The 12840-nt window shown below is 46.0% G+C and carries 12 protein-coding genes; 7 read left to right on the forward strand and 5 right to left on the reverse strand.

The window, feature by feature from the left end; translation table 11 throughout:
* Positions 1-101: 101 nt before the first annotated feature.
* Positions 102-992, reverse strand: coding sequence for a 1,4-dihydroxy-2-naphthoate polyprenyltransferase (locus tag IR173_RS12365; protein ID WP_237039908.1), 891 nt, complete (start codon positions 990-992; stop codon positions 102-104).
* A 74-nt stretch (positions 993-1066) separates the two neighbouring features.
* Here IR173_RS12365 and IR173_RS12370 point away from each other — a divergent pair, with 74 nt between their 5' ends.
* From IR173_RS12370 to IR173_RS12395, 6 genes are all read left to right on the forward strand, one after another.
* Positions 1067-1900: a metallophosphoesterase gene (locus IR173_RS12370; protein WP_237039909.1), complete on the forward strand. Its 834-nt coding sequence runs from the start codon at positions 1067-1069 to the stop codon at positions 1898-1900.
* Between the two features lie 154 nt (positions 1901-2054).
* Positions 2055-2447 (forward strand): DUF3836 domain-containing protein, encoded by a 393-nt coding sequence (locus IR173_RS12375; RefSeq protein ID WP_237039910.1) that lies wholly within the window; start codon positions 2055-2057, stop codon positions 2445-2447.
* Positions 2448-2662: 215 nt separating this feature from the next.
* Positions 2663-6976, forward strand: a complete 4314-nt coding sequence (locus IR173_RS12380; protein ID WP_237039911.1) for a CusA/CzcA family heavy metal efflux RND transporter — start codon at positions 2663-2665, stop codon at positions 6974-6976.
* Positions 6977-6985: 9 nt separating this feature from the next.
* The gene (locus tag IR173_RS12385; protein WP_237039912.1) at positions 6986-7876 is read left to right on the forward strand and encodes an efflux RND transporter periplasmic adaptor subunit; all 891 of its coding nucleotides are present in this window, start codon (positions 6986-6988) and stop codon (positions 7874-7876) included.
* Positions 7877-7916: 40 nt separating this feature from the next.
* Positions 7917-8954, forward strand: coding sequence for a sensor histidine kinase (locus IR173_RS12390; protein ID WP_237039913.1), 1038 nt, complete (start codon positions 7917-7919; stop codon positions 8952-8954).
* Positions 8951-9727, forward strand: coding sequence for a LytR/AlgR family response regulator transcription factor (locus IR173_RS12395; protein WP_237039914.1), 777 nt, complete (start codon positions 8951-8953; stop codon positions 9725-9727). Before IR173_RS12390 ends, IR173_RS12395 begins: the two co-directional genes overlap by 4 nt.
* A gap of 86 nt (positions 9728-9813) precedes the next feature.
* Here the strand turns inward: IR173_RS12395 and nadD are convergent, their stop codons facing one another.
* From nadD to IR173_RS12415, 4 genes are read right to left on the reverse strand one after another with little or no spacing between them, the layout of a single operon-like run.
* On the reverse strand, positions 9814-10422 hold the full coding sequence (gene nadD / locus IR173_RS12400; protein WP_237039915.1) for a nicotinate (nicotinamide) nucleotide adenylyltransferase: 609 nt from the start codon (positions 10420-10422) through the stop codon (positions 9814-9816).
* Complete coding sequence (locus IR173_RS12405) at positions 10401-10553, reverse strand: hypothetical protein (protein WP_237039916.1); 153 nt, start codon at positions 10551-10553, stop codon at positions 10401-10403. The genes nadD and IR173_RS12405 overlap by 22 nt, the downstream gene beginning before the upstream one ends.
* Positions 10554-10593: 40 nt before the next feature.
* Positions 10594-11163 carry a guanylate kinase gene (gene gmk / locus IR173_RS12410; RefSeq protein ID WP_237039917.1) on the reverse strand — a complete coding sequence of 190 codons (570 nt, stop codon included), beginning with the start codon at positions 11161-11163 and terminating at the stop codon, positions 10594-10596.
* Positions 11164-12042 (reverse strand): YicC/YloC family endoribonuclease, encoded by an 879-nt coding sequence (locus tag IR173_RS12415; RefSeq protein ID WP_237039918.1) that lies wholly within the window; start codon positions 12040-12042, stop codon positions 11164-11166.
* A 95-nt stretch (positions 12043-12137) separates the two neighbouring features.
* Between IR173_RS12415 and tsaB the strand changes: the two genes are divergently transcribed.
* Complete coding sequence (gene tsaB, locus IR173_RS12420) at positions 12138-12827, forward strand: tRNA (adenosine(37)-N6)-threonylcarbamoyltransferase complex dimerization subunit type 1 TsaB (protein WP_237039919.1); 690 nt, start codon at positions 12138-12140, stop codon at positions 12825-12827.
* Positions 12828-12840: the final 13 nt, after the last annotated feature.

Consider the following 12840-nt stretch of genomic DNA (forward strand, 5'->3'; position numbering starts at 1 on the left):
GTGCCGTTATACATACGTACGTGTAGCCTTATGCGGATATATGTATGAGCCTATACTGACGTACGTGTGAGGCGATGCATACTAACGTGTTTTTCTTTGTCTTATAAACTCAATCCTAAAGTCAGTAATATCCCGAATAATAGCATATTGCGTGAGGTCTCTCCCAATATGCTGTTCAGTTCTTTGCCTTTGTTGATTCTCACCATCCGTTGCCAAGTCAGGAAATGGGGAAGAATATAGATTTGTGGCAGTATTGCTGCCCATATATGTCCGCTGACGACAAACAAGAGGCATAACCATGCGGCTGCCAATCCTAAAAACAGATAGAGCATACGCCCTGTTGCCGCGCCCCATCTTACGACCAGCGTTTTCTTGCCGCTTAACGCATCCTGTTCCCGGTCGCGATAATTGTTTACCATTAACAAGGTATCGATAATCATGCCACATACCACAGAGGCGATAGTGACATTCCATGTCCAGTCATGGCACATTACATAATAAGTGCATCCCACAGGCACAAAACCGAAGAATACTATGACCAACACATCTCCCCAGCCATGATAAGCCAAAGGATAGGGACCGGCAGTATATAAAAAGGCGAACAGAATACACAGCAGTCCGACCGGAATCATCTCTGCTCCACTGTAGAAAAGCAGAAGGACTCCAACCGCACATGCCAACATGGTGGTCAGCGCGATACCCCGTTTCATGGCTTCCAATGTAATCCATCCCTGTGCACATGCCCGTTCGGGACCCAACCGGTCTTCGCGGTCACTTCCTTTTAAATAGTCAAAAAAGTCATTGATAAAGTTGGCATCTATCTGCATCAGAAAAGCAAAGAGAAAACAGAGCGTGGCAGGTATGATTTGAAACCATCCGTCTGATGCTGCCAAGGCACATCCCAGCATGACGGGAACAGCGGCACCTGCCAATGTCTTGGGGCGTGCAGCCAATAGCCATGCTTTTATAGAATTTGTTTTAACAGTTTCCATCCATTTCATATTAAAGATGTGCAAAGATAAACAATTAATTTTCTATCTTTACTTCTCATTAAAAAGAAAAAGACATGAAGAAAGCCGTTCTCTATTTGTTGCTTGCCGCAGCTCTGTTTACTTCCTGCGCCACTGCTTCTCTGTCAAAGTATCGTGGAGTGGGGCGCGTCAAGCAGTATGATTTTTATAGTTATGACGTTCCGTCGGCATTCGACGGATTCCGTATTGGTTTTGCATCGGATTTCCATTATGAAAGCCGCTTCACACGCAAGCGTCTTGACAATGCGATACGTGCATTACAATCTTTAAATGCCGATGTATTATTATTGGGCGGAGACTACGGTAGTCCGAAAGGGGGAAATCTGGACACGTTATTCACCGCATTGGGAAAAGTGCTTACACCGTATGGCACCTATGGTGTGATGGGAAACCATGATTACAGTTATTGCTATGCGGAGGTGGCGGAGGCCATGAAAAAGAACAATGTGCACTTAATGGAGCATAAAAGCTATAAGTTACTGAAGGACGGGCAACACATTATCATCAGTGGTGTGCGCAATCCTTTTGACCTGAAAAAGAATGGTGATTCACCTTCACAACACTTTTCTGCCGATGATTTTATCCTCTTGCTGACGCATACTCCCGATTATGCTGAAGATACGGACGTATCTAACGCCAACTTGGTTTTGGCCGGACATACCCATGGCGGTCAAGTGAGTCTGTTTAAGAAGTTCTCTCCGGTAAAGCATTCCATTTATGGTAACCGTTTTCTGACCGGCCGGAAAGAAAATAGCGCCGGTGTTCCTATTATTATAACGAACGGACTGGGTACTTCGAGAGTGAATGTTCGTCTGTTTACCCCCAGTGAGGTGGTTGTGGTGGTACTTCATCGGGTAGAGAAAAAATAATATGAAAAAAGACAGATTCCGATGCAACGTTTTGAGGGGTGTTTGCGTCTAATAGATAAAGAACACAAGATAGAACGCGAAAGCAAACACAAAATAGAACGCGAAAAACGAACACAAGTAAAACACGAAGTACAAACATTAAAAATAAAACAGTATGAAAACTACAGGATTTTTTAAAGTAATGATGGTTATTGTATTTGCCATGGCAAGTGTATTGACAATGAATGCGGCGGAATCTGAGAAGATTACTAATGTGGAGATGGACAATGGTCGAATAAGTGCGAAGGTGGTGTATCAGCAGGAAGGCAACTATCTGACTCCTGATTTCCGCTTTGAGTATGCTTATAATGACAAGAATCAGATTATCGAAAAGAAGGCCTTGAAATGGGATGGCTCGAAATGGATGAATTATTATTGCATCACCGTGACGTATACGGATGCCGAAGCGCATATCCAATATTCCATGTGGGATAAAAAGTCCCAGCACTTTCAACCGACAGAGAAGTATGTTTACGGACTTGAGGAAGCCGGCAAGTTCCTTGCATAGTGTCTTTTAGAATGACTTATCGTATTTGAAATTAGTTATTATACCGAGAATTGTGTGTTTCCCCGTAAGGTATTACAGTGTAATATCCTTGCGGGGTTTTTCCGTTTAAGCGGCTAAACGGACTGTTTAACCACTGAATTGTCCGGTTCAAGGCGGCTCATCTGGAGGAAATGGGAGAATCGATTACATTTGTCTCCCAATAAAAAGTATAAAACATGTTCAACGCTATCCTTCGATTCTCAGTAAAAAAGAAACTCTTTGTGGGGCTGACCACTTTGTTTCTTCTGATTGGTGGAATTTATTCCATGTTGACGCTTCCCATAGATGCAGTGCCCGATATTACCAATAATCAGGTGCAGATAGTGACGGTGTCGCCCACTTTGGCACCTCAGGAAGTGGAGCAACTCATCACGATGCCCGTGGAAATTGCCATGAGTAACATTATGAATGTGACGGAAATCCGTTCTGTATCGCGTTTCGGACTTTCTGTGGTTACGGTCGTCTTTAAAGAAAATGTGCCTACACTGGATGCCCGGCAGTTGGTCAATGAACAGATACAGACTGTGTCGGGAGAGATTCCATCCGAACTGGGTGCACCCGAGCTGATGCCCATTACTACGGGGCTTGGCGAAATTTATCAGTATGTGCTGAAAGTGGCTCCGGGATATGAAGACAAGTATGATGCGATGGAGCTTCGCACCATTCAGGATTGGATTGTGAAGCGGCAATTGTCCGGCATTCCGGGCATTGTGGAAATCAATAGTTTCGGCGGCTATCTGAAACAATATGAGGTAGCGGTAGACCCGGATGTCCTTTTCTCTTTGAATATCACAATCGGAGAGGTTTTTGAAGCTCTGAACAAGAATAATCAGAACACCGGAGGCAGCTATATAGAAAAGGTGAACCGTGCTTATTATATTCGTTCCGAGGGTATGATAAACCGTATTAAGGATATTGAACAGGTAGTCGTAGCCAACCGTAACGGGATTCCCATTCATATAAGTGATATCGGAGCAGTGCGGTTTGGCGCGCCCAAGCGCTTCGGTGCCATGACGATGGACGGTGAAGGAGAGTGTGTGGGCGGCATTGCCATGATGCTTAAAGGGGCCAATGCCAATGTAGTGACCGGAGAGTTGGAGAAAAGGGTGGAGAAAATACAGAAGATATTGCCGGAAGGTGTCAGTATTGAACCTTATTTGAACCGTTCGGCTTTGGTCAATCGAAATATCTCGACTGTCATACATAATCTGATAGAGGGGGCTATTATCGTATTTATCGTACTGATTATATTCTTGGGCAATGTGCGTGCGGGGCTTATTGTCGCTTCTGTCATTCCGTTGGCCATGCTGTTTGCCTTTATTATGATGCGGCTGTTCAATGTCTCTGCCAATCTGATGAGTCTGGGAGCGATAGACTTTGGTATTGTTGTCGACGGCTCCATTGTGATACTCGAAGGTATCTTGGCCCATCTATACGGACGGAAGTTCCGTGGGCGTACCTTGTCCGCCGAAGAAATGGATACAGAGGTGGAGAGGGGGGCCTCGGGTGTAGTGCGTTCGGCTACTTTTGCCGTGTTTATCATCCTTATCGTATTCTTCCCTTTATTGACGCTGACCGGTATCGAGGGCAAATATTTCACTCCGATGGCTAAGACATTGGTATTCTGTATTATCGGTGCATTGTTGCTGTCGCTTACTTATGTGCCTATGATGGCTTCTTTGTTTCTGAAACATCATATTGTAACGAAATCGACTTTTGCCGACCGTTTCTTTGAGAGGCTGAATAAGCTCTATTCCCGGGCTTTGCATGTTTGTCTGAAGTTTAAATGGGGGACGGTGGCGGCTGCTTTTGCGGCATTGGCTTTTTCATTGTTCCTGTTTACCCGGTTGGGGGCGGAATTCATTCCTACTTTGGATGAAGGGGATTTTGCGATGCAGATGACCTTGCCAGCAGGCAGCTCGTTGAGCGAAAGTATTACCGTATCCGATGAGGCAGAGAAAGTTTTGAAGGAAAAGTTTCCCGAAATAAAACATGTGGTGGCAAAGATTGGTACGGCCGAAGTGCCTACCGACCCGATGGCGGTTGAAGATGCCGATGTGATGATTATCATGAAGCCGTTCAAGGAATGGACAAGTGCTTCGAGCCGTGCCGAGATGGTGGAAAAGATGAAGGAGGCGTTGGAACCTTTGTCAGAACGGGCCGAATTTAATTTCTCACAACCCATCCAACTTCGTTTCAATGAATTGATGACGGGGGCGAAGGCTGATATTGCAGTGAAACTGTATGGCGAGGATACACATGAACTTTATGAGAAGGCCAAGGAAGCGGCGAAGTATGTGGAACAAGTGCCCGGAGCGTCTGATGTCATTGTGGAGCAAACAATGGGACTTCCGCAGTTGGTTGTGAAGTATAATCGCGGAAAGATAGCCCGTTACGGCATCAATATAGAAGAACTGAATACCATTATCCGTACGGCGTATGCCGGAGAAGCGAGTGGGGTGGTATTTGAAAATGAGAGGCGTTTTGACTTGGTTGTCCGGCTGGATCAGGAGAAGGTGGCTGATTTGAACTTGGATAAACTGTTTGTGCGTTCGGGTGAGGGCATCCAGATACCGGTCAGTGAAGTGGCTACCATCGATTTGGTAAACGGGCCGTTACAGATAAACAGGGATGCGACCAAACGACGTATTGTCATCGGGGTCAATGTGCGCGGTGCTGATATCCAGCAGGTGGTGCAGGAGATACAAAAGACGTTGGACCGGAATATCAAGTTGAAGCCGGGATATTATTTTGATTATGGCGGACAGTTTGAGAACTTGCAGAATGCTATTAACACCCTGTTAATAGTGGTTCCGGTGGCATTAATGCTTATCCTGCTGCTTTTGTTCTTTGCTTTCAAGAGTGTAACTTATACGCTGGTGGTCTTTTCTACGGTTCCTCTTTCGTTGATTGGCGGCATATTGGCCTTGTGGCTACGCGGACTGCCTTTCAGCATTTCGGCAGGAGTGGGCTTTATTGCCTTGTTCGGTGTTGCCGTGCTGAATGGTATATTGATGATTAACCATTTTAATGATATACACAAACAGACCATGTATCCTTTATCTACCAACAGAGTCATTGCTCGGGGCACGCCTCATTTGCTGAGACCTGTTTTTCTGACGGGCTTGGTGGCTTCGTTGGGTTTTGTACCGATGGCGGTTGCTACTTCGGCCGGTGCGGAAGTACAGCGGCCGTTGGCGACGGTTGTCATTGGCGGGCTGATTGTCTCTACGGTATTGACGTTGCTTGTCATTCCGGTCTTTTATAAGATTGTAGGAAGTGCCGCCGCCTGGAAACGCGCTTGTGCCGGCAAGAAGTTTTTCTTTTTCCTGCTGTTACTGGCTCTGCTTCCCATTCCGATGAGAGCGCAGCAAGTGGTCACTTTGGAGCAAGCCATCGAATTGGCTAAGCAGAATCATCCCCGGTTGAAGACGGCTGCCGCGGCTGTCCGTCAGGCCAAGGCAGGGAGGGGCGAAGTGCTGGAACTGGCTCCTACCGAGTTCAGTTATTCTTGGGGACAACTGAATGGAGAGATTAAAAAAGACAAGCAGTGGGAGGTAAGTCAGAATCTGGGTTCATTGCTGACACCCTTTTATAAGAATGTATTAGTCAACCGACAAATAGCGACAGGCACTTTTTATCGCCGGATTGTAGAGAAGGAAGTAGTGGCTGAAGTGAAGCGTGCGTGGGCCTATTATCTTTATGCCTATAATCTTCGTTCCTTGTACAATGACCAGAATAAATGGGCTGAACAGTTGCAGCGCATCGGCGAGTTGCGTTATCAACAGGGCGAAATTACGTTGCTGGAAAAGAATATGGCCACCACGATGGCTGCCGATTTAAAGAACCGGCTTTTTCAGTCTCAGGAAGAAGAAAAGTTGGCTTTGGCACGTTTGAATTGGGCATGTTATGCCGATTCGTCCATTGTGCCGGCAGATACCGCTTTGGTACAATTCCCGGCAGATATTGAGGCTCCGACTTACTCGGAGGCGCATTTGAGATATTTTCAGAGTCAGGCAGGTGAAGCGAAAGCACAACTCAATATAGAGCGCAGCCGTTTCTTCCCCGAACTTTCTTTGGGATATGTGCGTCAGGATATCTTGCCTTTGAAGGGGTTGAACTCATGGATGGTCGGTGTGTCGTTTCCCATTTATTTTTTACCTCATCACAGCAAGGTGAAGCAGGCAAAGGCGGCTGCTTTCATTGCCCGGACGGAGGCGGAGGCAAATACGCGTAACCTATATAATAAGGTATCTGAGGCGATAGCTAACCTGCGCCGCCAGTCCGAGAGTCTCCGTTATTATACTTCTTCTGCTTTAAAGGAGGCGGATGAACTGATGAAAGTGGCAAGCTTGCAGCTCCGCCACAGCGAAACGGATATCACGGAATTTATTCAGGCCGTCAATGTGGCGCGGGACATTCGTCGCGGATATATTGAAACGGTCTATCAATATAATATAGCAGCTTTGGAATACGAACTATTTAAATAAGAGATAACAATGAAAAAGATAACATTTCCCATCATGCTGGTTTTGCTGGCGGCATGTAGTTCAAACAATGAATCCCGGCAAGTGGAAGAAACGCTTACCACGGTGGTAACTGCCGATGAAGTGGTGCCCGACACTGTGCAGGTGGATGCGGTCACTTCTGCCACTTCCAAGCCCAATCAAGTCTCCTTCAACGGCACGATGGTTATTCCTCCGCAACGCATGGCCACGGTTTCGCTTACAATGGGCGGAGTAGTGAAAAGCACTTCTTTATTGCCGGGTGAGTCGGTGGGTAAGGGGACAGTTCTCGCCACTTTGGAGAACCCGGAATTCATAGCCTTACAGCAGACTTATTTGGACAGTCATGCCCAGACTGAGTATCTGGAAGCCGAATACCGCCGTCAGAAAGCTCTTTCGGCCGAACAAGCGGCTTCTCAAAAGAAGTTTCAACAGAGTAAGGCCGATTATTTGTCTATGAAGAGCCGGATGGAAGCTGCTGCGGCCCAGTTGGAATTATTGGGTGTGAGCCCCTCAACGTTGTTGGATGGCGGTATCCGTCCTTATCTACAAGTCAAGGCTCCCATTGCCGGCTATGTGGCAGATGTGGAAATGAATGTGGGCAAGTATATGAATGCCGGCGATGCTCTGTGCGAGATAGTCGATAAGAGCCATACGCTGTTGAGGCTGACTACTTATGAGAAAGATTTGGCGGATATGAAAATCGGAAGTCCCGTCCAGTTCCGTGTCAACGGCATGGGAAAGACAGTCTTTAAAGCCACTTTGATTTCTATCGGTCAGAAAGTGGACGAGGATACGCGTTCGGTGGAAGTCTATGCGCGGGTAGATACGGTGAACAGTCAGTTCCGGCCGGGTATGTATGTGACGGCAAGGATTATGAAATGAATGAATTAACTTGTATCTTTGCAGTATAAAGGCAGAAAGAATGAAGAATCGCTATACATTATTTATAATTGTGGTGTCCGTCTCCGTGGCAGTCCTTATCCACTTCCCGGAGTTGGTTTCCCTTCTTGATATTCTTGAAGGGGCAACGCTGTTCCCGGAAATGGAACCCATTGATGTGGCGAGTGAAGTGTGTTTCACTTTCATCTCCCTCATTATTCTGTTTGAAGTAAATACATTGCTTTTCCACTTTAACCAGCCGGCGATAAAGATTACATGGCAGAAAATGCTTTTTTCGCTTGTACTTACTTGGATACTGAGCAGTCTGTTGGGCAAATGCTTTGTCTTTCTGCATCACACGTTCGATATTCCTGCCATCGATGCCATGGTGCATCACTATCTTCATCCGTTGCGCGATTTCATGATGACCTGTACAGTGTCGGGCAGTTGCTATATTGCTTATCTCATTCGCCGCCAACAAGAAGTAGTGGTCGAGAACCAACAGTTGCAGGCAGAGAATATCCTCAATCAATACGAAGTTCTGAAGAACCAGTTGAATCCGCACATGCTCTTCAACTCACTCAACACGCTTCGTTCGCTGGTGCGTGAGGATCAGAACAAAGCACAGGAATATATCCAGGAACTTTCCCGTGTCCTGCGTTATACACTGCAGGGCAATGAATCGAAGAGTGTAAGTCTGAGAGATGAAATGGAGTTTGTTTCCGCTTATATCTTCTTGTTGAAAATGCGTTTTGAAGACAATCTTTCTTTCGATATCCGTATCGACAGACAATATGATAATCACCGGCTCCCTCCCATGGCGGTGCAAATGCTGATAGAAAATGCCGTGAAGCATAACGAGATAAGCGACCGTCGTCCTTTGGCCATTCATGTATATACCGAAGGAGAGGAATTAGTCGTTACCAATCCGGTGCAGCCCAAACTGACCGCCACTGCCGGAACAGGTGTCGGGCTGGCTAATCTGGCAAAACGCTATCATCTGCTTTATAAATGCGAAATACAAATCACGGAGAATGAATATTTCACAGTGCGTATTCCCTTAATTCCGAATGCTTTATGAGAGCTATCATTATCGAAGACGAAAAAGCGGCAGTCCGAAACCTGAAAGCACTGCTGCAGGAGGTGAATCCCGGGATAGAGGTGGAGACTTCGCTCGACAGTATTGCATCGTCATTGGACTGGTTTCATACTCACCCCATGCCCGACTTACTGTTTATGGACATCCATTTGGCCGATGGTTCGGCTTTCGAGATATTCGACCGTATCGAGATTACTTGTCCCATCATCTTTACCACAGCGTATGACGAATATGCGCTACGTGCTTTTAAAGTAAACAGTGTGGATTACTTGTTGAAACCTATCGGTAAAAACGATGTGGAGCAAGCTCTCCATAAGTTGGAACATCTGCATACCCCCGAACATGGAAGTGCAACCGGAGAGAGTTCCTTGTTGCAGTTAATCCGTTCGTTGAAAAGACAGGAAAGTTATAAAACCCATTTCCTTGTTCCGATAAAGGGTGATAAATTGCTGCCCATATCCATTGATATGATTCTGCTATTCTATATTCAGGACTGTAAGGTGAAAGTGGTGTTGGCGGACGGCAAGGAGTACAATTTTCCCCAAACGCTGGATGAAGTGGCGGAGTGTGTCAATCCTTCTTTATTCTTTCGGGTGAACCGTCAGTTTCTTGTTTCGCGTGAGGCAATAAAGGATATTGATTTATGGTTTAACAATCGTCTGTCTCTCAATCTGCGTTGCAACGTTTCGGAAGAGAGGGTGTTGGTAAGCAAAGCCAGAGTGCAAGAATTCAAGGATTGGTTTTCGAGCATTTAGGTCATCCGAAGAATAGGTGGGGAGGGTAACCCCAAACAATGCCCATTGTTTGCGAAAGTTGTTACTACAGTTTGAAGAAACTGTCACTACTGTTTTAGAAAGTTCTCTTGAGGTTTTTGATGGTTCGTAATCCGTTCATTGACCGCCGGATGCAGGAAATACCTTACATCTTTCCCTTCCGTCAAAGCCCGGCGGATAAAAGTAGAACTTATTTCCAATAAAGGAGTATCGACCAGCTGTACCGAGGGAGGAAGCAGGGAGGAATCAATCGTGTATCCGGGGCGCGGATAAATCATAATCCGATGGCGTTGTACTATTTCGTCGGAGTGATACCAACGCGGAAAGATAGCCCAATTGTCAGCCCCGATAATAAGCGTAAACTCACGCTCGGGATGGGCGGACTGCAAAGCATCGAGCGTATGTATCATATAAGAAGGGCGGGGAAGATGGAACTCAAAATCAGAAGCGCGGAATTTGGGATAATCTGCGATGGCAAGTTGCACTAACTCCAGCCGCAGACTGTCATCCCATAAATCCGTTTGCTCCTTTAAAGGATTGTGTGGAGAAACCAGAAACCATATTTCGTCCAGTTCACCATATTCACAAAGGTAATTGGCCAAAGCTAAATGCCCGATGTGAATAGGATTGAATGAACCGCCGAATATTCCTGTTCTTATTTTGTTCTCTTTTGCCATACTTTAAAGTTCCAAATCTGTATGATGGCAACGATAACCATAATGCCGGCAATGATATATTTCTGCATGGAGATGGCCATTACAGCCACCGCCAAGGCGGTCAGCCCGATAATGACACAGAGTATTATCATCCGTAGGGCTAATCTTTTGGGGTCTTTGATTATCATCTGTTTATTTTGCAATAAAGTCTTGAATTACTTTCAAGGTCTCCGCTTTGGCTTTCTCCAACTCGTCGTTTACGATTACCACATCAAACTTGTCGGCAAAGCTCAATTCAAACTCTGCTTTGGCAATGCGGCTTTCAATCACTTCCGGTGCGTCTGTCCCCCGGTCTACCAGTCTGTTGCGAAGTTCTTCTATGCCGGGAGGTTGGATGAAAAGTGATAAAGCCTGTTCACCGTAAAACTTTTTAATGTTGCAACCGCCTACTACATCTACATCGAAAACCACATTTTGTCCGGCTTCCAACTGCTTCTCCACCTGCGCTTTCAGTGTGCCGTAAAAACGGTTCTCGTACACTTCTTCGTATTCCAGAAACTCATTGTTGGCAATGCGCTGCTTGAACTCTTCGGGGGTGAGGAAAAAGTACTCCACTCCGTGCTGCTCTGTGCCGCGGGGCGGACGGCTGGTGGCAGAGATAGAAAATGCCAGATTCAGGTCCTGTGTCAGCAAATAATTGATAATCGTCGATTTGCCGGAACCGGAAGGGGCTGAAAATATGATAAGCTTACCTTTTTTCATTTACATAACGTTTAATACTTGTTCTTTGATTTGTTCCAACTCGTCCTTCATCTGCACTACGATGTTCTGCATCTCTGCATGGTTGGACTTGCTGCCCGTGGTATTTATTTCACGTCCCATTTCTTGGGCGATGAAACCGAGCTTTTTGCCTTGTCCGTGGCCGCCTGCCATTGTCTCGCGGAAATAATTCAGGTGGTTGGACAGACGCTGTTTCTCTTCGTTGATATCAAGTTTCTCAATATAGTAAATCAACTCTTGTTCCAGGCGGTTCTTGTCATAGTCCACGTTGATGGTCTTTTCGAGTGCCTCCGTAATGCGCTCACGGATTTTTGTCACACGCTCCGTTTCATACGGCTCGATAGACTTCAACAAACGTTCGATGTTGTCGATTTTCTCATTGAATTTCTTTTCGAGTGCCGCACCTTCCTGCTTGCGGAAATCTACCAGATGAGCGATAGCTTCTTCCACCACCTTGCGCACCGCTTCCCATTCTTCTTCAGACAGTTCCTGTGCATCGTCTTTGCTCATGATGTCCGGCATACGGAGCAAGGTAGACATGTAATCTGTCGGCGGGTATGTGTATCCGAGTGCTTCGGCTAAGGTTCTCATCTGTTTGTCATAGCTCTGTGCCAGTCCGATATTGATTTGTGCAGCTGTATCGGACACCTCTTTCTCTATCCATAAACTGAAATCCACCTTTCCCCGTTCCAGTGATTTGGAAATCATGTTGCGAATTTCTATTTCCTTTTCGCGGTACAGTGGTGCAATGCGTGTTGATAAATCCATAGCCTTGCTATTCAGTGATTTAATCTCTACGTTAATTTTTTTATCTCCGAATGCGACGGTTGCTTTGCCGTATCCGGTCATTGATTGTATCATAACTAATGTGTTTTTTTGCAAAAGTAGTGTTTTTATGGAAATGAAGTATAAATAAAAGTGTATATTTGCACATTATATTATATAAGTATAGCATTATGTCGTGTATTTTGCATATTGAAACATCAACAGAGGCCTGCTCTGTTGCCGTTAGCGAAGATGGGCTGGCGGTGTTCTCCAAAGAGGACTTGAAGGGACCTTCACATGCTGTTCAGTTGGGCGTGTTTGTAGATGAGGCGTTATCGTTTGTGGACAGCCGCGGTCTGCCGTTGGATGCAGTAGCCGTCAGTTGCGGTCCCGGTTCATACACCGGTCTGCGCATCGGCGTCTCTATGGCGAAGGGTGTTTGTTACGGACGTAATCTGCCACTCATAGGGCTTCATACGTTGGAGGTGTTGTGTGTACCGGTCTTGTTGTATCATGACTTGCCCGAAGACGCATTGCTTTGTCCGATGATAGACGCACGCCGCATGGAAGTGTATGCCGCCGTTTATGACCGTGCACTGGAAGTGAAGCGTGAAATAGCGGCCGACATAGTAGATGAGAATTCCTATCTGGAGTTCCTGGATGAACATCCTGTTTATTTCTTCGGCAGCGGAGCCGCCAAGTGCCGTGAGAAGATTACACACCCCAATGCACACTTTATCGATGAAATCTACCCATTGGCAAAATGGATGTTCCCATTGGCTGAGAAAGCGATTGCGAAACAGGACTTCGAGGATGTGGCATACTTTGAACCTTTCTATTTGAAAGAGTTTGTTGCTTCTAAACCCAAGAAGCTTTTATAATTTATAAATCAAA

It is taken from the genome of Phocaeicola faecalis (genome assembly GCF_021730445.1).
Taxonomy (GTDB): domain Bacteria; phylum Bacteroidota; class Bacteroidia; order Bacteroidales; family Bacteroidaceae; genus Phocaeicola; species Phocaeicola faecalis.